This is a genomic window from Agrococcus phoenicis (assembly GCF_047302415.1).
In the GTDB taxonomy this organism is placed as follows: domain Bacteria; phylum Actinomycetota; class Actinomycetes; order Actinomycetales; family Microbacteriaceae; genus Agrococcus.
On sequence record NZ_CP154854.1, the window covers coordinates 452,946 to 471,532 of the forward strand.

Annotated in this window: 21 protein-coding genes; 8 read left to right on the forward strand and 13 right to left on the reverse strand. The window is 72.7% G+C overall.

Annotated features, from left to right (window positions below; genetic code table 11):
- Positions 1 to 1,113, forward strand: coding sequence for a D-alanine--D-alanine ligase family protein (locus tag AA0Z99_RS02215; protein WP_413319047.1), 1,113 nt, complete (start codon positions 1 to 3; stop codon positions 1,111 to 1,113).
- Positions 1,114 to 1,137: 24 nt separating this feature from the next.
- On the opposite strand, the gene AA0Z99_RS02220 is transcribed toward AA0Z99_RS02215, so the two are convergent.
- A complete protein-coding gene (locus AA0Z99_RS02220; protein WP_413319048.1) occupies positions 1,138 to 1,326 on the reverse strand; it encodes a hypothetical protein in 189 nt (62 codons plus the stop codon).
- A 157-nt stretch (positions 1,327 to 1,483) separates the two neighbouring features.
- Here AA0Z99_RS02220 and AA0Z99_RS02225 point away from each other — a divergent pair, with 157 nt between their 5' ends.
- Positions 1,484 to 1,867, forward strand: coding sequence for a VOC family protein (locus tag AA0Z99_RS02225; protein ID WP_413319049.1), 384 nt, complete (start codon positions 1,484 to 1,486; stop codon positions 1,865 to 1,867).
- Between the two features lie 32 nt (positions 1,868 to 1,899).
- Here AA0Z99_RS02225 and AA0Z99_RS02230 read toward each other — a convergent pair whose 3' ends face one another.
- On the reverse strand, positions 1,900 to 2,358 hold the full coding sequence (locus tag AA0Z99_RS02230; protein WP_413319051.1) for a hypothetical protein: 459 nt from the start codon (positions 2,356 to 2,358) through the stop codon (positions 1,900 to 1,902).
- 77 nt (positions 2,359 to 2,435) lie between these two features.
- Here AA0Z99_RS02230 and AA0Z99_RS02235 point away from each other — a divergent pair, with 77 nt between their 5' ends.
- The gene (locus AA0Z99_RS02235) at positions 2,436 to 3,086 is read left to right on the forward strand and encodes a DinB family protein (protein WP_413319052.1); all 651 of its coding nucleotides are present in this window, start codon (positions 2,436 to 2,438) and stop codon (positions 3,084 to 3,086) included.
- Here the strand turns inward: AA0Z99_RS02235 and AA0Z99_RS02240 are convergent.
- From AA0Z99_RS02240 to AA0Z99_RS02255, 4 genes are all read right to left on the reverse strand, one after another.
- Complete coding sequence (locus AA0Z99_RS02240) at positions 3,083 to 4,147, reverse strand: Glu/Leu/Phe/Val dehydrogenase dimerization domain-containing protein (protein ID WP_413319054.1); 1,065 nt, start codon at positions 4,145 to 4,147, stop codon at positions 3,083 to 3,085. The two genes, AA0Z99_RS02235 and AA0Z99_RS02240, sit on opposite strands and share 4 nt — an antisense overlap.
- A 253-nt stretch (positions 4,148 to 4,400) precedes the next feature.
- Positions 4,401 to 4,646, reverse strand: coding sequence for an acylphosphatase (locus tag AA0Z99_RS02245; protein WP_413319056.1), 246 nt, complete (start codon positions 4,644 to 4,646; stop codon positions 4,401 to 4,403).
- Positions 4,647 to 4,693: 47 nt separating this feature from the next.
- On the reverse strand, positions 4,694 to 5,122 hold the full coding sequence (locus tag AA0Z99_RS02250; protein ID WP_413319058.1) for a hypothetical protein: 429 nt from the start codon (positions 5,120 to 5,122) through the stop codon (positions 4,694 to 4,696).
- A gap of 101 nt (positions 5,123 to 5,223) precedes the next feature.
- Positions 5,224 to 6,042 carry an FkbM family methyltransferase gene (locus AA0Z99_RS02255; protein ID WP_413319059.1) on the reverse strand — a complete coding sequence of 273 codons (819 nt, stop codon included), beginning with the start codon at positions 6,040 to 6,042 and terminating at the stop codon, positions 5,224 to 5,226.
- A 112-nt stretch (positions 6,043 to 6,154) separates the two neighbouring features.
- Between AA0Z99_RS02255 and ychF the strand changes: the two genes are divergently transcribed.
- Entirely contained in the window at positions 6,155 to 7,228 is a 1,074-nt protein-coding gene (gene ychF, locus AA0Z99_RS02260) for a redox-regulated ATPase YchF (protein WP_413319061.1), read from the forward strand.
- 139 nt (positions 7,229 to 7,367) lie between these two features.
- Here ychF and AA0Z99_RS02265 read toward each other — a convergent pair whose 3' ends face one another.
- Entirely contained in the window at positions 7,368 to 7,967 is a 600-nt protein-coding gene (locus tag AA0Z99_RS02265) for a TetR/AcrR family transcriptional regulator (RefSeq protein ID WP_413319062.1), read from the reverse strand.
- A 64-nt stretch (positions 7,968 to 8,031) separates the two neighbouring features.
- Here AA0Z99_RS02265 and AA0Z99_RS02270 point away from each other — a divergent pair, with 64 nt between their 5' ends.
- Together AA0Z99_RS02270 and AA0Z99_RS02275 are read left to right on the forward strand one after the other, a co-directional pair.
- Positions 8,032 to 8,943: an SDR family NAD(P)-dependent oxidoreductase gene (locus AA0Z99_RS02270; protein WP_413319064.1), complete on the forward strand. Its 912-nt coding sequence runs from the start codon at positions 8,032 to 8,034 to the stop codon at positions 8,941 to 8,943.
- Positions 8,940 to 9,776, forward strand: a complete 837-nt coding sequence (locus AA0Z99_RS02275; protein ID WP_413319066.1) for an SDR family NAD(P)-dependent oxidoreductase — start codon at positions 8,940 to 8,942, stop codon at positions 9,774 to 9,776. Before AA0Z99_RS02270 ends, AA0Z99_RS02275 begins: the two co-directional genes overlap by 4 nt.
- A 48-nt stretch (positions 9,777 to 9,824) precedes the next feature.
- On the opposite strand, the gene AA0Z99_RS02280 is transcribed toward AA0Z99_RS02275, so the two are convergent.
- The 6 genes from AA0Z99_RS02280 to trxB all read right to left on the reverse strand — a co-directional run bounded on the left by AA0Z99_RS02280 (position 9,825) and on the right by trxB (position 15,150).
- Positions 9,825 to 10,682 (reverse strand): DUF2268 domain-containing protein, encoded by an 858-nt coding sequence (locus tag AA0Z99_RS02280; RefSeq protein WP_413319068.1) that lies wholly within the window; start codon positions 10,680 to 10,682, stop codon positions 9,825 to 9,827.
- 195 nt (positions 10,683 to 10,877) lie between these two features.
- Positions 10,878 to 11,543 (reverse strand): arsenate reductase ArsC, encoded by a 666-nt coding sequence (locus AA0Z99_RS02285; RefSeq protein WP_413319070.1) that lies wholly within the window; start codon positions 11,541 to 11,543, stop codon positions 10,878 to 10,880.
- Positions 11,544 to 11,545: 2 nt separating this feature from the next.
- Positions 11,546 to 11,956 carry an arsenate reductase ArsC gene (locus tag AA0Z99_RS02290; RefSeq protein ID WP_413319072.1) on the reverse strand — a complete coding sequence of 137 codons (411 nt, stop codon included), beginning with the start codon at positions 11,954 to 11,956 and terminating at the stop codon, positions 11,546 to 11,548.
- A gap of 106 nt (positions 11,957 to 12,062) precedes the next feature.
- Positions 12,063 to 13,043 carry a metalloregulator ArsR/SmtB family transcription factor gene (locus AA0Z99_RS02295; RefSeq protein ID WP_413319074.1) on the reverse strand — a complete coding sequence of 327 codons (981 nt, stop codon included), beginning with the start codon at positions 13,041 to 13,043 and terminating at the stop codon, positions 12,063 to 12,065.
- The gene (gene arsB, locus AA0Z99_RS02300; RefSeq protein ID WP_413319076.1) at positions 13,040 to 14,179 is read right to left on the reverse strand and encodes an ACR3 family arsenite efflux transporter; all 1,140 of its coding nucleotides are present in this window, start codon (positions 14,177 to 14,179) and stop codon (positions 13,040 to 13,042) included. The genes AA0Z99_RS02295 and arsB overlap by 4 nt, the downstream gene beginning before the upstream one ends.
- A complete protein-coding gene (gene trxB / locus AA0Z99_RS02305; RefSeq protein WP_413319078.1) occupies positions 14,176 to 15,150 on the reverse strand; it encodes a thioredoxin-disulfide reductase in 975 nt (324 codons plus the stop codon). The genes arsB and trxB overlap by 4 nt, the downstream gene beginning before the upstream one ends.
- Positions 15,151 to 15,230: 80 nt before the next feature.
- Between trxB and AA0Z99_RS02310 the strand changes: the two genes are divergently transcribed.
- Complete coding sequence (locus AA0Z99_RS02310) at positions 15,231 to 15,956, forward strand: competence/damage-inducible protein A (protein ID WP_413319080.1); 726 nt, start codon at positions 15,231 to 15,233, stop codon at positions 15,954 to 15,956.
- The gene (locus AA0Z99_RS02315) at positions 15,953 to 18,523 is read left to right on the forward strand and encodes an excinuclease ABC subunit A (RefSeq protein ID WP_413319081.1); all 2,571 of its coding nucleotides are present in this window, start codon (positions 15,953 to 15,955) and stop codon (positions 18,521 to 18,523) included. Before AA0Z99_RS02310 ends, AA0Z99_RS02315 begins: the two co-directional genes overlap by 4 nt.
- Positions 18,524 to 18,587 lie beyond the last annotated feature (64 nt).

Here is an 18,587-nt window from a genome sequence, read left to right on the forward strand (position 1 = left end):
GTGGCACAGCTCTCCCCATCCGCATCACCCGGCAGGACGCGCGTCGCGCTGCTCTTCGGCGGCCGCTCGAGCGAGCACACGATCTCGTGCGCGACCGCCGGCAGCGTGCTCGAGCACATCGACCGCGATCGCTTCGAGGTGGTGCCGATCGGCATCACCCGCGACGGCCGCTTCGTCCTGCAGGCCGACGACCCCGCCCCGCTCGCGCTGGAGCGCGTGCCGGAGGTCGTGGAGGGCGATGCGGTGCAGCTGCCGGCCTCGAGCGCCTCGCGCGCGCTGTCGGTGACGGATGCCTCGGGCGCGGTGCGCCAGCTCGGCGACGTCGACGTCGTGCTCCCGATCCTGCACGGCCGCTTCGGCGAGGACGGCACGGTGCAGGGCCTGCTCGAGCTGATCGACGTGCCCTACGTGGGCAACGGGGTGCTGGCGAGCGCGGTGGCGATGGACAAGCACTTCGCGAAGACCGTCATCGAGCACGCCGGCATCGCGGTCGCGCCGTGGGTCACGGTCTCCCGCCAGCAGTGGTCGCACGACCCCGAGGCCGTGCGGGCGAGGCTCGGCGAGCTGTCGTTCCCGGTGTTCGTGAAGCCCGCGCGCGCCGGCTCGTCGGTGGGCGTCAGCCGCGTCGCCTCGGCGGCCGAGCTCGACGGCGCCATGGAGCTCGCGCTCGCGGAGGACACGCGCGCGCTCGTCGAGTCGGGCGTCGCGGGCCGCGAGGTCGAGGTGGGCGTGCTCGGTGGCCGGGGCGGCGGCCGCGCCCGAGCATCGCTGCCGGGGGAGATCGTGCTGGACGAGGGCACGTTCTACGACTTCGACGCGAAGTACCGCGGGCTCGCGACGGCGCGCACCGAGTGCCCCGCCGACCTCGACGAGGCGACGATCCAGGCGCTGCAGGAGGCCGCCATCCGCGCCTTCGAGGCGATCGACGGCTCGGGCCTCGCGCGCGTCGACTTCTTCGTGACGCCCGAGGGCGGCATCGTCCTCAACGAGGTGAACACGATGCCCGGCTTCACGTCCATCTCGATGTTCCCGGTCGTCTGGGAGGCGACGGGCATCGCCTACGGCGACCTCATCACCGAGCTCATCGAGCTGGGCGTCGACGCGCAGCGGTAGCGCGTCGACCGCTCGGCCCGCGGATCAGCGGTCGGTCGGCTCCTGCGGCGCCTCGCCGCTCGCAGGCTCGTTGTCGTCGGCGCCCGTCTCCTCGACCGGCTGGCCGGCGAGGCTCTCGGCTTCGCCCGGGTCGCCGTAGTCGCCGCCCATGGCGCCGTCGGGTCCCGTCTGGCCGCTGCGGTCGTCGTGGGTTTGCTCGTGCTGCTCGCTCATGTGCGTCCCGTCGTCGGCGCGATCGCGTGGTCGCGCATGCCCGACCCTAGGCGGTGCACCTCTGCGTGCGCCGAGCGCGCTGGCTCTGCCCCGGTCGAGCGAGCTGGGCCTTGCGCGCCGGGCGCGCTGTGGGGAGGATGTGCGCGGGAGGTGCCGGATGCACTACGACGATGGCTTCAGCGGCTTCGCCGTGCCCGACGTGGCGGCGGCGAAGGCGTTCTATGGCGAGGTGCTCCAGCTGCAGGTCGCGGAGGAGCACGGGATGCTGCACCTGACGCTGCCTGGCGGCGCCGTCGTGCTGGCCTATCCGAAGGAGGACCACTCGCCCGCGGTGTTCACCATCCTGAACCTCGTGGTGCCCGATCTGCGGGTCGCCGTCGACGAGCTCGTCGGGCGCGGTGTCGTGTTCGAGCGCTACGACGGGTTCGAGCAGGATGAGCGCGGCATCGCCCGCGGGATGGGCCCCGACATCGCCTGGACGACCGACCCGAGCGGCAACGTGATCGCGCTGATGGAGGGCGACGGCTCGAGCGTCGACTGACCGACCGCCGGGTGCCCCGCAGTGCGGTGGGCTCAGCCGGGAGCGACCGTGCCGCCGCGGCCCTTGGGTGGGCGCAGACGAGGCACGAAGGAGGCCGCCGAGGGGTCGGCGGCGAGGCGGCGCGCGATCTCGGCCACCGCCTCCGGCGCGGCCCCGGCATCGCGGGCGAGGATGTCGATGCCCGCCTCGGTGAACGGGGTGCGCTCGAAGCGGATCGCGGCGAGCGGCTCGTCGTGCAGCAGCACGCGCCACCGGCTGCGCACGAGCAGGGTGAGCGGCTGCAGCCCCCGCCAGACGAGCGAGCCGTCGGGCTGCCGCTCGTCGATGCCGACGATCGTGCTCCAGCCGCCACGACCCCTCGAGAGGACGGTGTCGCTGATCCTGCCGTCGGGCAGCGGCGCGTAGGTGATGCTCGGCTCGCTGCGGCGCTGCCACATCCCGAGGCTCGACGCGACCACGTGCCACGTGCCCTGCAGCATCTCGTCGCTCATGGGTCGAGTCTGCCAGCCGGCGTCGGCGGTCTCCTTCGGTCGAGCCCAGCGCGCTCGCCGTCTGTCAGGATGCCCGCATGAGCGACGACGCCAAGGAGACCCTGCAGCGATACCTGACGGCCCAGCGGGATGCGCTGCGATGGAAGCTCGAGGGGCTCTCGGAGCGCGAGCTGCGCATGCCGATGACCGATACCGGCACCAACCTGCTCGGCCTCGTCAAGCACGTGGCGACGGTCACGACCGACTACTTCGGCGCCTGCGTCGGCCGGCCCTTCCCCGAGCAGCTGGCGTGGAACGACGAGAGGGCCGAGGACAACGCCGACATGTGGGCCGATGCCGACGAGTCGCCGGAGTCGGTGCTCGGGCTCTGGGATCGCGCATGGGCGCACGCGGACGCCTCCATCGCGGCGCTGCCGCTGGATGCGCCCGCGCACGTGCCCTGGTGGGGCGACCGCGGCGACACGACGCTGCAGCGGCTGCTCGTGCACATGATCGCCGAGGTCGCGCGCCACGCCGGCCACGCCGACATCGTGCGCGAGGCCCTCGACGGCACGGCCGGGCTGCGCGACGGGGTCTCGAACCTGCCGCAGCAGGATGCGCGGTGGTGGAGCGCCTACGTCGCGCGCCTCCGGGCCGTCGCCGAGGGGGCCTCGGCGCAGCGGCCGGCTGCCGCCGCGCCGAGCTCTGCGGGGCCGCAGGTCATGGCCCCGGGCTCCGCGCCCTCCTAGGCGGCCACCGCCTGGCGCGACCGCGCCGCGGCGATGCGCGCGATGGCGATCGCCTCCGCGGCTGCGAGCGGCGTCGTGCCGCCCTCGCGCGCGCTCGCGAAGACATCGCGCAGCGTGTCGGCGATGCCGGTGAGGCGCTCGGCGATCGCGGGCCACTCGAGCCCGTTCGCGATGCCCTCGAGGTGGATGACGCCGCCGGCGTTCACGACGAAGTCGGGCGCGTAGACGATGCCGCGCTGCTGCAGCCGCTCGGCGCCAGAGCGCTCGGCGAGGGGGTTGTTCGCGGGGCCGACGACGGCCCGCACGGGCAGCGCGTCGATCGCCGCGTCGGTGAGGATGCCGCCGAGCCCCGCGGGTACGAAGACGTCGGCGGGGGTGGTGAGCGCCTGCGTCGGCGCGATCCACTCGGCACCGATCTCGCGCGCCAGCGCCTGCTTGCGCTCGTCGATGTCGGTGACGAAGAGGCGAGCCCCGTGCCCGGCGAGCATGCGTGCGAGACGCCCGCCCACCTGACCGAGCCCCGCGATCACGAAGGAGCGTTCCTCGATCTCCGCCGAGCCGAACGCGGCCTCCAGCGTCGGGGCGACGGACGAGTAGACGCCGAGCGCGGTGGCGCCGGCGGGCTCGCCAGCGCCGCCCGTCTCAGCGGGCAGGCCGACGACGTGCTCGGTGCGCTCGCGCACGACGACCATGTCGTGCTCGGTCGTGCCGACATCCTCGGCCGTGCGGTAGCGGCCGTCGAGCATCTCGATGAGGTCGCCGAGGTCGAGCAGGGCCGCGCGGCGCCGCTCGGGGTCGACGTGCTCGCCCATGGGCAGTGCGATGACCGACTTGCCGCCGCCCGCATCCAGGCCGGCCGCGGCGTTCTTGAGCGTCATCGCGGCCGACAGGCGCAGCGCGTCGGCCTGCGCATCGGCCCAGCTCGGGTAGGCCCACATCCGGCAGCCGCCGAGCGCGGGGCCCAGGGCGCTCGAGTGCAGTGCGACGGTGATGACGAGCCCGCTGCGGGCGCCCTGCGATGTCAGGACGCGCTCGTGCGAGAACTCAGGGATGGCGCTCATGGTGCTCTCCTCGTTGAGTGCTGGTCGCCGCGGATCGCGCGGCTCCTTCGAGCATGCATCGGATGCGCGGAGCGCGCAAGCGAGCGCATCGCGGTTGCGCGCCTCGCGCAGCGCCGGCTGCTGCGGTCGCGCGCGACTGCGCGCTGCGACACGCGGCGCTGCGCACCTGGACGGTACGAGGGTGCGCGCCGTCGTGCCGCGGCCGGCATCCGGGGCCGTTCGGTCGTCGCCCGCGAGCGGCCGACGCGACCCGTCAGGCGATGCGGAACCCCTCGTCGCCGCGCAGCTCGAGCTCGTCGGCGTCGACGCGGTCGACGCGGGCCGAGGGCGGGCCGCCCTCGAGCCACGTGCCCATGGCGGCCACCGCATCCGCACCGCCCTCGACCTCGGCCTCGACCGTGCCGTCGAAGCGGTTGCGCACGGTGCCGGCGACACCGAGTCGCCGGGCCTCGGTGGTAGCGGCCATGCGGAACCCCACGCCCTGCACGCTGCCGTGCACGACGAAGCGCCGGCGGACGGTGCCGCCGGCGCTCTCGGTGCTGCTCGTCAGCGCTCTTCCCTCGCGTCGGGCTGCGCCGCGCCGGGCTCCGCCTCGTCGAGCCGGCCCGCACCCTCGTGCGGCTCGGTCGTCTGCGGCTCGTGATCGGGGTGCGCCTCGCGCGCCTGCGCGTCGCCCGCACGCTCGCGCTCATGCGGAGCGTCGCGGTCCTCGACCTCCTGCGCGGCCGGATCCTGCCCGCTGGCCTCGCCCTTGTCCCAGCTGGTGGAAGGCGCCTCGACCGGGGTGCCGTCGCCGTGCACGGGCTCGCCGGTCTTCGGGTCGTGCGCTGCGGCGTCGTGCCCGTCGCCAGGGGCGAACTCGTTGTGCCGCGAGGCGAACGAGCTGGCGGAGCCGCTGTCCGCCGGGGCCTGCTCGTGGTTCACGGGGTCGCCCTGTCGGCGGTCGTAGTCGGGGTCGGTCTGGTCAGCGCCCATGGTGCATCGCCCTTCGCTCGTCGCCCGCGCCGATCGGCTCGCGGCGGTGTGGTGGTGACGCTACGCCGACCACCTGGGTGAACCGTCGGCGCGAGGCGGGCTCACGCTGAGCGATCCCACGCGTCGTCGGTGGCGAACAGGTAGTTGCGCGTGCCCAGCTCGACGCGCTCCACGCGCTGCCAGCGATCGTCGCGCCACACGTGCATCCGGTAGCCGAGCTCCCGCAGGCTCGAGGTGAAGGCGGCGGCGGTCGTCGAGTAGCGCTCCAGGTGACGATCCTCGACCTCGAGCAGCAGGCTCGGCCGGTCGCGCTGGATCACCCGGCTCGCGCCGTGCACCACACCGGGCTCGAAGCCCTCGACGTCGACCTTGATGAAGCGGACACGCTCGATGCCGCGCGCCGCGCACACCTCGTCGATCGTGGTGACGGGCACGCGGATGCGCTTGGTGCGCGAGTGCCAGCGGCGCGGCTGGGAGCGCTCCAGGAGCCCGTCGACGAGGTGCGCGTGGCCGTGGATCGGCAGCCCGAAGCGGATCGGCAGCACGATCTCGGCCTCGCCGGCGGAGCGGCCGATGCCGGATCGCGTGAGGCGGATCCTGGCGCCGGCGAGCGCGCTCCCCGCGCGCAGCAGTGCGTGCGCCTTGCGCTGCGGCTCGAAGCTGTGCACGGCACCGCTGGGCCCGACGAGGTGCGCCAGGGGATAGCTGTACATGCCGTAGGCGGCACCGACGTCGATGCAGACGTCACCGGGCCGCACGAGCTGCTCGAGCCCCAGGACCTCGGGCTCGAGCAGCCGCCAGCGGGCGGCGCGGCGCAGGCTCGCGGCGACGACCGCGATCCGCCCGGGGCTCGCCGCGCGCGGGCTCGGAGGGACAGGGGTGAGGACAGCCGGGACCTCCGCCGTCGAGCCATCCGCCATGGTGCCTCCCGAGATCGAGGTGACGGCTGCAGCGCCGTGCCGCGACCCTACCCGCGCTGCCCAGCAGCCCGCTGGCCGTGGCCTGACCGCCCGGTCGCTAGGCTGGTCTGTCGTGGCACTCACCATCGGCATCGTCGGGCTCCCCAACGTGGGCAAGTCGACCCTCTTCAACGCACTCACCAAGAACACCGTGCTCGCGGCGAACTACCCGTTCGCGACGATCGAGCCGAACATCGGGGTGGTCGAGCTGCCGGATGCGCGCCTGACGCGCCTCGCCGAGATCCACGGCTCGCAGCGCATCTTGCCCGCCGCCGTGTCGTTCGTCGACATCGCCGGCATCGTCAAGGGCGCGAGCGAGGGCGAGGGCCTCGGCAACAAGTTCCTCGCCAACATCCGCGAGGCCGACGCGATCGCGCAGGTCGTGCGCGGCTTCGGCGACAGCGACGTCGTGCACGTCGAGGGCACGGTCGACCCGAGCTCCGACATGGAGACGATCAACACCGAGCTGATGCTCGCCGACATGCAGACCCTCGAGAAGGCGATCCCGCGCCTCGAGAAGGAGGTCAAGGGCAAGAAGGCCGACGCCTCGGTGCTCGCGGCGGCGGTCGAGGCCAACGAGATCCTCAGCTCTGGTCGCACGCTCTCGCAGGCGGGCTTCGACACGACGCCCATCAAGGAGCTCGGGCTGCTCACCGCGAAGCCGGTGCTGTTCGTCTTCAACGTCGACGAGGATGTGCTGTCGGACGAGGCGAAGAAGGCCGAGCTGGCAGCGCTGGTCGCGCCGGCGAAGGCCGTCTTCCTCGACGCGAAGGTCGAGTCGGAGCTCGTCGACCTCGAGCCCGCGGAGGCGCTCGAGCTGCTGCAGTCGCTCGGCCAGGAGGAGTCGGGGCTGGACCAGCTCGCCCGCATCGGCTTCGAGACGCTCGGTCTGCAGACCTATCTCACCGCCGGGCCGAAGGAGTCGCGGGCCTGGACGATCCGCAAGGGCTGGACGGCCCCGCAGGCTGCCGGCGTCATCCACACCGACTTCGAGCGCGGCTTCATCAAGGCAGAGGTCGTCTCCTTCGAGGATCTCGACGCGCACGGCTCGATGGCGGATGCGAAGGCCGCTGGCCGCGTGCGCATCGAGGGCAAGGACTACGTGATGGCCGACGGCGACGTGGTGGAGTTCCGCTTCAACGTGTGAGTCCTGCGGCGACGCCGCGCCTGATGGAGCGGGTTCCCGCCGAGCGCTGCGGAGACCGCACCCACGCCATCGGCGGCGAGCGTGAGGCCGGCGCCCTCGGGCATGGGCGCGGGGGCCTCGCTCGGCGCGGTCGACGGCCTCACGGGGCGTTCCCCTGCAGGAACTGGTCCACCGCGTCGTCCGTGAGCTCGCCCAGCCTGCTGGCATCGACGAGCCCGTTGTTGACCAGGGTGGCGAGGCCGTTCACCGTCGCGTAGAGGATGAGCCCGATCGCTTCGTGAGGCGCCTGTCGCAGGATGCGCTTGTCCTGGCCCTCGTGGATCAGCTCGACGAGGGGAGCGAAGGCTCGCTCCGCCGACTGCGTGACAGCGGCCTGCTGCGCCCGGTGCTTCGTCGCGTTCATCAGCTCGAGGAGCGCAGGGTGCTCGGTGGCGAAGACCGCGAACGCCGATGTCGCGCGCCGCACCCGGGTCGCGAAGTCGTGGTCGTCCTCCGCGATCGCCTGGCGGATGCGCTCGCCGAGACGACGGAACCCCGCATCCGCCAGGGCGTCGAGCAGATCCTGACGCTCGGGGAAGTGGCGCCGCGGGGCCGCGTGGCTCACGCCCACCTCTCGCGCGAGGTCGCGCAGGGAGAGCTGCGCTGCTCCTCGCTCGCGCAGGCTGCGCTCGGCAGCCTCGAGGAGCGCCGCGCGCAGGGCGCCGTGGTGATACGGGGCCTGGGCTGCCTGCTCCTGCATGCCCCCATCCTAGGCCAGCGAGTAGGCATTGACAACATGTGTAGGCGGTGCCTACATTGAGGGCATGACTGCACGCACCGCACCCGAGATCCCCTCCGCGGAGGGGCGCACGTTCGTCATCACCGGAGCCACCAGCGGGATCGGGCGCGTCACCGCGAGCGTCCTCGCTGCTCGCGGCGCACGCGTGATCCTCGCCGTGCGCGATGAGCAGAAGGGCAGAGCGGTCGCCGCCGCGATGGGCGGCGACACGCACGTGCGTCGTCTCGACCTGGCGGACCTCTCGTCGGTCCGGTCGTTCGCGGAGGGATGGGGCGACCCGATCGATGCGCTCATCACCAACGCGGGCATCTCGATCCCCACCCTGGAGCGCACCGTCGACGGGTTCGAAGCGCACATCGGGACGAACCACCTGGGCCACTTCGCGCTCACGAACCTGCTCCTGCCGCAGGTGCGCGACCGCGTCGTGACCGTCGGCTCGCTCGCGCACCTGATCGGCTCGATCGACCTCACCGACCTGCACTGGCGCACCCGGAGGTACAGCCCTTCCGCCGCGTACGCCCAGTCGAAGCTCGCGAACCACCTGACGGCGCACGAACTGCACCGTCGGCTGAGCGCGCTCGGCTCGCCGGTGAGATCCGTCGTCGCGCATCCGGGCATCGCGACGACGAACCTGGTGGATGCCGGGAGCCGGAGGCTGCGGCATCGGATCGAGCGAGCCGTCCTCCGGGCGATCGCGCAGTCCGCCGACGCCGGCGCGCTGCCGAGCCTCACTGCCGCGACCGCTGACATCCCCAGCGACAGCTCCGTCGGCCCGAGCCGGATGCTGGGCATGCGCGGGTCGCCCGCGCTGGCGAAGCCCGCAGCCAAGGCTCGCAGGGTCGAGGTGGCGCGGCGCTTGTGGGAGGAGTCGGAGCGGCTCACCGGCACCGCCTTCCCGCGGAGCGTCGACCAGCTCGGCATGGACGCGCTGCGATGAGCGCGCCGACAGGGGAGCTCGTCGTCGTCTCCGGCGCCTCGACCGGGATCGGGGCTGCCGTCGCCCGCGAGCTCGCCGCCCGCGGCCACCACATCCTCGCCGGCGTCCGACGGGATGCGGACGCCGAGGCGATCCGCGCACCGCGCATCGAGCCCGTGCTGCTGGACATCACCGACGGCGAGCACGTCGATGCGCTCGCATCCCGCATCGCCGATGATCCGCTGGGGCGGCCGCTCCGGGCGGTGATCAACAACGCCGGCATCGAGATCAACGCGCCGATCGAGGTCCTGCCGCTCGACACGTGGCGGGAGCAGTTCGAGGTCAACCTCTTCGGCCACATCCGCGTGATCCAGGCGCTGCTGCCGGCGCTGCGGCAGAGCCGGGGCCGGATCGTGAACATCAGCTCCGTCGGCGCGGAGCTCGCCCTCCCCATCTACGGCGCGTACGCCGGCTCCAAGGCCGCGTTCGAAGCCGCGAGCGATGCGCTTCGCCGGGAGGTGGCGTCGCAGGGCATCCAGGTCGTCATCGTGCAGCCAGGCGGGGTGCAGACCCCGATGGCGGCCAAGAGCGGGCCGCTCTCCCTCGCGCTCGCCTGGGACATGGATGCGGAGCACTCCCGCCTCTACGGCGACCTGATCTCCTCGACCGTGCGGCTGCAGTCCGCCTTCCTGCATCGGGCGACCACGGCGGAGCGGGCCGCGGCGAAGATCGCGAGGATCGCCACCGCCAAGCGCCCGCGCATCCGGTACGCCCTCGGCGTCGACGCCGGCGTCATGCTCCCGCTGGGCCGCGTCATGCCCGACCGCCTCATGGATCGCGTCGTCGCCCGGTGACGCGAGCGAGGTCCGAGGACGGCGGCGCTGGAGGCCTCCTCGGGCGCGTCAGAGACCCAGCCGCGGGGCCGCGACGGCGATGATCTCGTCTGCGGTGGCGGTGAGCGCCCCGGCCGCTGTGGTCCCCACGGCATCGAGGTATGCGCGCACGATCCGGCTGCCCGCGGCGTACCCGGCGCCGGTCGGCAGCCCGACGGGCGTCGCTCCGACGTGTCGAGCGCTCGCGTCTCCATGGATCCACGCGGTGAACTCCTGCATGCCGGTGATGCTCATCCCCGACGCGACCTTCTTGAGCACGTCGTCGTCCTCGCGGGTCTGCTGACTGACGAAGTGCGTGTACCCGAGCTCGCCGTATCGCTCGGCGGCGAACTCGTCGGCGAGGCCCTCGGCGATCACCTGCTCGCCCACGGTGACCGTCGCGGGATCCCACACGATGCCACCGGGCGAGTAGCGGAGGTTGTGGTGCAGCTCGTGCACGGCGATCGCCTCGAGACGGTCGAGCACCTGGCTCGTCGGCCAGAGCGTGAGCGTGATGAAGCCGCTGATGCCGCCGAACGCCGAGAGGCCTTCGATCTCGTCCATGAAGTGCGCGTTCGCCGGATCCCCCAGGACGAGCAGCACGCGCAGATCAGGCACCTCCACGGCGGAGCCCGCAGCCTCCACGCGCGCGAGCCCATCGTGCAGGGCCTCGCTGATGCGCCGCCATGCGTGCGCGTCCTCGAGCTGCTGGATGGCCTGGGCCACCAGAGCGCCCGACTCCTGCCAGTCGAAGCCGAAGCCCTGCCGGTGCACCGCCGCCAGGTCTGCGCCTCCCGGGACGAAGCGGTACATCCCCGCGAGCGGGGACCACATCTCGCGGACGAGCCCCTCGCGCGCGCCTGGCGCTGCCTCGAGGATGCGTCGCATGGCTGTCGCACTGTCGATCACCGAAACCGTCATGGGAAGGCACGATAGACGTCGTCGCACCGCCCGGCAACGATCGAGCCGACGCGACGATCGAGCCGAGGGTCACGGGTGCCCGACCCGCGCCACGCCGCACGACGCCGCGGGCCGATCGCGGTGACGGGCGCGCGCTGCGCGCCGTGGGGCTTCCGCTCGAGCTCAGGCGGGGGTCACGCCGAGCTGACGCAGCATGCGATCGACGTGGTCGGTGATCTCGTCGCGGATGCGTCGCACATCGTCCGGCGTCGCGTGCTCGGGATCATCGAGCTGCCAGTCCTCGTAGTGCTTGCCGGGGTAGATGGGGCATGCGTCGCCGCAGCCCATCGTCACGACGACGTCCGCGGCGCGCACGACGTCGTCGGTCAGCGGCTTCGGGAACTCCACGGTCAGGTCGAGGCCGATCTCGCCCATCGCGGACACGACGGCAGGGTTCAAGGAGGTGGCGGGCATCGATCCGGCGGAGCGCACCACGAGGCGTCCGCCCGAGCGCTCGGCGGCGATGGCGGCGGCCATCTGCGAGCGCCCCGCGTTCTGCACGCAGACGAACAGCACGCTGGGGCGATCCTGCGCGATCGCGCCCTTCGCCTCGGCAAGGGCATGCAGTCGGTCCTTCGCGAACCGGGTGACGCGTGTGACGAGGTGCGCCTTCACCGCCGATGTGCGCAGCAGCGCCGCGTAGGACTCCAGGACGTAGCGCTCGATCGTCTCGGCCGCGAAGATCCCTTCGAACTCCGACCTCAGGTCATCGGTGAGCGTGTGCAGGAAGCGCTCGGGATAGGTGATGCCAGGCAGTCCGCGGCGTGCGCCGACGTCGAGCCGGTCCATGGTCAGCTCGCGCTCGGCACGAGCTCGGCGAGCAGGCGCTCGACGCGGCCGCGGATGTCGTCGCGGACGCGGCGGACGGTCTCGATGTCCTTGCCCGCCGGGTCCTCGAGCTCCCAGTCCTCGTAGCGCTTGCCGGGGAAGATCGGGCAGGCGTCGCCGCAGCCCATGGTGATGACGGCGTCGGATTCGCGGACGGCGTCGACCGTCAGCACCTTCGGGGTGTTGCCGGCGATGTCGATGCCGATCTCGGCCATCGCCTCGATGGCGACGGGGTTGATCTGGTCCTTCGGCGCGCTGCCGGCGGACAGCACCTCGACGGTGCCGTTCGAGAGCGCCGTCGCGAAGCCGGCGGCCATCTGGGAGCGGCCCGCGTTGTGCACGCAGACGAACAGGACGGTGGGGTTCTCGGTCATGGTGACTCTCTCTCGGTCTGGCGTCGATCTGGGCCGGCGCCGCTGCGCGTGCAGGGGTCAGGGGTCGTGGGCGGGTGGAGGGGCAGTGCTGGGCAAGGCCGGCGGCTCAGGCGAGCTCGGAGACGAGGCGCTCGACGCGCTGGGCGATGTCGTCGCGGATCGCCGCGACGCCCTCGGATGATGCGAGTGCGGGATCGCCGACGGCCCAGTCCTCGTAGCGGACGCCGGGGATGATCGGGCAGACGTCGCCGCACCCCATGGTCACGACGACGTCGGCGGCCCTGACGGCGTCGTCGGTGAGCGGCTTGGGGAAGGCTTCGGACGCGGCGGCGCCGTCGATCTGCTCGAGGAGCGGACGCACGGCCGGGTGGACGGCGGACGCGGGGGAGGAGCCCGCGGAGCGTGCGAGGATGCGACCGCCCGCTGCCTGGTTGACGAGCGCCGCCGCCAGCTGCGACCGCCCGGCGTTGGCGACGCACACGAACAGCACCTGCGGCACGCCTCCCGCGCGGTCCCGCGTCAGGTCGACGAGGCGCTGACGCGCGAATCGCTCCGTGAGCGGCACCAGGTGCGTCGTGATCCGCGCGGTGCGCGCGAGGCCGGCGTAGGACTCGCGGACGACGCCGGTCACCGCGTCGGCGCTCAGCTGCGGGAACCGGCCCGCGAGGGCGGCGGCGAGATGCGTGAGGGCTTCGTCGACGTCGTCGAGACCGCGGTACGCGTCGCCGCCGCGGGGTGCGGCGAGCGCTGCTGGAGCGAAGCTCTCGAGGAGGGTGGTGATCGCGGGGCGCGCGGCCGCGTCGATCGAGTACCAGACCCACGTGCCCCTGCGCTCGGAGACGAGCACGCCGGCGTCCTTGAGCACCTTGAGGTGGTGGGACACGGTGGGTTGCGAGACGTCCGCGAGCTCCGCGAGGTCGCACACGCACGACTCTCCCCGCGGGTCGGAGGCGATCGCTGACAGCATGCGGAGCCGCAGCGGGTCTGCCAGCGACTTGAGCGCGGCCGCGACCGCTGCGGCGGCATGCTCGCTGATGGCGTGCGACGTGACCGGCGAGCACCGTGCTGCTTCAGGCGCCGTGGTCATGCTCCACCCCGTTCGTGACCGCGCTGCGAAGCGACGTCGAGGTCGTGAGGCACCGGAGCGGTGCGGAACCAGACGCGGCCGGCCCACAGCGACACGTACACGAGGCCGACGAGCACCGGCACCTCGATCAGCGGTCCGACCACGCCGGCCAGCGCCTGACCCGAGGCGGCACCGAAGGTGCCGATCGCGACGGCGATCGCGAGCTCGAAGTTGTTGCCCGCGGCCGTGAACGCGAGGGTCGTGGAGCGCGCGTAGCCGAGCCCGAGCGCCTTGCCGGTGACGAGGCCGATCGACCACATCAGTGCGAAGTAGACCAGCAGCGGCAGCGCGATCCGGGCGACGTCGAGCGGTCGCTGCACGACGTTCTCGCCTTGGAGCGCGAAGAGCAGCACGATCGTGAAGAGCAGCCCGTAGAGCGCCCAGGGGCCGACAGCGGGGAGGTAGGTCCGCTCGTACCAGTCCCGGCCTCGGGTGCGCTCGCCGATCCAGCGCGATGCGAAGCCTGCCGCCAGGGGGATGCCGAGGAAGATGAGCACGTTGATCGCGATCTCTCCCACGGAGATGTCGAGTCCGTGGGTCTCGAGGCCGAGCCATGTCGGCAGCACGGTCAGGTAGAACCAGCCCAGCAGCGCGAAGGCGACGACCTGGAAGACGGAGTTGATGGCGACGAGCACCGCGGCCGCTTCCCGGTCGCCGCAGGCGAGGTCGTTCCAGATGACGACCATCGCGATGCAGCGCGCGAGCCCCACGATGATGAGGCCGGTGCGGTACTCGGGGAGGTCGGGCAGGAGCAGCCAGGCCAGGGCGAACATGAGCGCCGGTCCGACGAGCCAGTTCAGCACGAGGGAGGAGATGAGGAGGCGTCGGTCGCCCGTGATCGCGGCGACGCGGTCGTAGCGGACCTTGGCGAGCACCGGGTACATCATGACGAGCAGGCCCAGCGCGATCGGCACGGAGATGCCGCCGATCTCGAGCTGCGCGAGGAGGGTCCCCACTGCGGGTATGGCGCTGCCGAGGAGCAGTCCGGCGCCCATCGCCAGCGCGATCCAGAGCGGGAGCCAGCGGTCCAGCGCCGAGAGGCGGGGTGGAGCGGCCGCGGCGATCGGCGCCTGCTCGGCGCTGGTCCGGGCGGTCATGCGACGAGGCTCCCGACGCGCTGGCCAGCTGCTGCGAGCTCGAGCGTCGTGAGGTAGTGCTGCGCGTCCTGCGCGGCCGCGCAGCCGGTGCCTGCGGCGGTGATCGCCTGCCTGTAGGTGTGATCGACGAGGTCGCCCGCGGCGAAGACGCCCGCGATGCTCGTGCGCGTCGAGGGATGGTCGACGACCACGTACCCCTCGGCGTCGGTCGTGACCTCTCCGGCGACCAGCTCCGAGCGGGGGTCGTGGCCGATCGCGATGAACGCTCCGCTCACAGGCAGGGAGCGCTCGGCGCCGGTCACGGTGTCGCGCAGCAGGATCGACTCGAGCTGCTGCTCCCCGACGAGATCGACGACCTCGCTGTTCCAGCACACCTCGATCTTCGGGTGCGCGAGGGCACGCTCGGCCATGATGCGTGAGGCGCGGAAGGCGTCGCGGCGGTGCACGATCGTCACCTTCGACGCGAATCGGGTGAGGAACAGCGCCTCCTCCATCGCCGAATCGCCGCCCCCGATGACCGCGATCTCCCGCTCGCGGAAGAAGAAGCCATCGCACGTGGCGCACCACGAGACGCCGTGGCCGCTGAGGCGGTCTTCGGAGTGCAGGCCCAGGCGGCGATAGGCGGAACCCATCGCCAGGATCACGGCGCTCGCGCCGTACTCCTCCCCAGCCCCCGTGCGGACGCGCTTGACCGGTCCCTCGAGCTCGAGCTCTGTGGCGTCGTCGAACACGATGCGGGCACCGAAGCGCTCAGCCTGCGCGCGCAGCGACTCCATCAGCTGCGGGCCGTCGACGCCGTCGACGAAGCCCGGGAAGTTCTCGACCTCCGTCGTCGTCATCAGCGCGCCGCCAGCGGTGACGGAGCCGGCGATCACGACGGGTGCGAGCCCCGCGCGCGCCGCGTAGATGGCTGCGGTGTATCCAGCTGGTCCGGATCCGACGATGACGAGCTCAGCGCGCTGTATTGACATGTTTCTATATTGGCTGCTCTCGATGCAGCGCGCAAGTGCCGGGATTCGCGTCGCGCCGGCAGGAGCGGCAGGCTGGAGCCATGACCAACCCGACCGCTGCCATGCTCGTGATCGGCGACGAGATCCTCTCCGGCCGCACGCGCGAGGCCAACGCCCACCATGCCGCCGGCCAGCTCGGGCGGCGCGGCATCGACCTGCGGGAGATCCGGGTGGTGCCCGACGACCACGCGCTGATCGTCGAGGCCCTCGACGCGCTGCGCTCGAGGCACGCGCACGTGCTCACCTCCGGCGGCATCGGGCCGACCCACGACGACATCACGGCGGATGCGGTCGCCGCCGCGCTCGGGGTCGGCATCGACGTGCGCGACGACGCCCGCGCGGCGATGCAGGCGGCCGTCGGCCCCGGCAGGCAGCTGACGCCCGAGCACCTGCGCATGGCGCGCATCCCGCACGGCGCCGAGCTGATCGTCAACCCGATCAGCGGAGCACCGGGCTTCTCGATCGAGAACGTGCACGTGATGGCGGGTGTGCCGGCGATCTTCGCGGCCATGCTCGACGCGCTGCTGCCGACGCTCGAGGCAGGCCTGCCGGTGCACTCGCGCGAGCTGCGGTTCGACGTGGGGGAGGGGCGCATCGCAGCGCCGCTGCGCGAGCTCGCGCTCGAGCTGCCGGAGGTCAGCATCGGCTCCTACCCGTTCCACGACGGGACGATCTTCGGCACCACCATCGTCGTGCGCGGCACCGACGCCGCGCGCATCGATGTCGCGATCGAGCGCCTCGAGGCGATCCGCCGAGCCGTCGCGTGACGGCGCCGGAGCACGACCTCGACCGCGTCCGCGTGCGCGGCGCCCGCGAGCACAACCTGCAGGGCGTCGACCTCGACATCCCGCGCGACGCGCTCGTCGCCTTCACGGGCGTCTCCGGCTCCGGCAAGAGCTCGTTGGCGTTCGGCACGATCTACGCCGAGTCGCAGCGGCGCTACTTCGAGTCCGTCGCGCCCTACGCCCGCCGCCTGATGCACCAGGTCGGCAGCCCCGACGTCGACGCCATCACGGGCCTCCCACCCGCGGTCGCGCTGCCGCAGCAGCGCTCCGGCGGCTCCGCCCGCTCCACCGTCGGCAGCGCGACGACGATCGCGAACGTGGTGCGGATGCTCTACTCGCGGGTCGGCGCCTACCCAGGCGGTGCACCGATGCTCCTCGCGGAGGACTTCTCGACCAACACGGTGCAGGGCGCGTGCCCCACCTGCCACGGCCTCGGCCGCGTGCACGACGTGCCGGAGCGGCTGATGGTGCCCGACGACTCGCTCACGATCCGCGAGGGGGCGCTCGCCGCCTGGCCGACCGCCTGGCACGGCAAGCAGCTGCGCGACAGCCTCATCTCGCTCGGCTACGACATCGACATCCCGTGGCGCGACCTGAGCCCGGAGCAGCGCGACTGGGCGCTGCACACGGACGAGTCGCCGCAGGTGCCGGTCTACACCGATCGCTCGCCGGCCGACGTGCGGCGGGCGGTCGCCGAGGGCGTCGAGCCGCGCTACATGAGCACGTTCCTCGGCGTGCGGCGCTACGTGCTCAGCACGTTCGCGGGCTCGAAGAGCGCGCGGATGCGCGAGCGGGCGGCGTCGTTCATGGTCTCCATCGCGTGCCCGAGCTGCGACGGCAAGCGCCTGAAGCCGGAGGCGCTCGCCGTCACCTTCGAGGGCCGCGACATCGTCGAGCTCTCGGCGATGCCGCTCGACGAGGTCGCGGCGCTGCTCGAGCAGGTGCTGACGCCGGCGTGGGCCTCCTCGCACGAGCGAGCCTCCGACGGCGGCCTCGCCCCCGAGCAGCTGCTCGCTGCGCAGCGCCTGGTCTCCGAGGCGCTCTCCCGCATCGCGCCCATCGTCGACCTGGGGCTCGGCTCGCTCTCGCTCGACCGCACCACCGGCTCGCTCTCCTCCGGCGAGCTGCAGCGCATGCGGCTGGCGACGCAGGTGCTCTCGCAGCTGTTCGGCGTCGTGTTCGTGCTCGACGAGCCCTCCGCTGGCCTGCACCCGGCAGACACCGAGCCGCTGCTGCGCATCCTGGCGCGCCTGCGCGATTCGGGCAGCACCGTCTACTTCGTCGAGCACTCGCTCGACGTCATCCGAGCGGCCGACTGGATCGTCGACATCGGCCCGGGCGCCGGCGCTCAGGGCGGCACGGTCGTCTACTCCGGCCCGCCGGAGGGGCTGCGGGATGCCGAGGCCTCCGTCACCCGGGAGTACCTGTTCGACGCTCCGCGGACGGCGCGCACCGCGCGGGTCCCGCGCGACGCGAGCGGCCGGCTCGAGCTCGTCGGCGTCAGCCGGCACACCGTTCGCGACCTCTCGGTGACCTTCCCGCTCGGCGCGCTCACCGCGGTCACCGGCGTATCGGGCTCCGGCAAGTCGACGCTCGTCGCCCAGGCGCTGCCCGAGCTGCTGCAGGCGAGCCTGGCGAGCGAGGTGGATGCCGACGCCGCCTCCGACGATGGCGCGAGCGCCGACGACGACCCGCTGGCCGCCTCGACGGCGGCGACCACCACGGGCGCCGCTCGCGGTCCGAAGGATCGGCTGCGGCGCATCGTGCAGGTCAGCCAGCGGCCCATCGGGCGCACCTCGCGCTCCAACGTCGCCACCTACACCGGCCTGTTCGACCGGGTGCGCGCGCTCTTCGCCGCCACCCCGGAAGCACGCCGGCGTCGCTACTCGGCGAGCCGCTTCTCCTTCAACCTGCCCGCCGGGCGCTGCCCGACCTGCAAGGGCGAGGGCACGATGGAGGTCGAGCTGCTGTTCCTCCCGACCGTGCACGCGCCGTGCAGCACGTGCGGCGGCAGCCGCTACAACCCCGAGACGCTCGAGGTCGACCTGCAGGGCAAGACGGTGGCGGATGTGCTGGCGATGAGCGTCGCGGATGCGCGCGCCTGGTTCGAGGACGACGACGTGCACCGCCACCTCGATGCGCTGCTCGACGTCGGGCTCGGCTACGTCGCGCTCGGCCAGCCGGCGACCGAGCTCTCCGGCGGCGAGGCGCAGCGCGTGAAGCTGGCGGCGGAGCTGCGCCGGGGGCAGCGGGGCGACACGCTCTACCTGCTCGACGAGCCGACCTCCGGCCTCCACCCGGCAGACGCCGACCGGCTGATGACGCACCTGCACCACCTCGTCGACGGCGGCAGCACGGTGATCATGGTCGAGCACGACATGCGGGTCGTCGCTGGAGCCGACTGGGTGGTCGACCTCGGGCCGGGATCCGGCGCTGCCGGAGGCACCGTGGTCGCGGAGGGGACGCCCGTGCAGGTCGCAGCCAGCTCGGCGAGCCGCACCGCTCCGTACCTCGCCGCGGCGCTGCGGAGGGCTGGCTCCGCCGCCTGATCGTGGCGGGCGGCACCCGGTGCGCGAGCTCGCTGCAACCAGTTGCAGAATGTGCAAGTGGTAG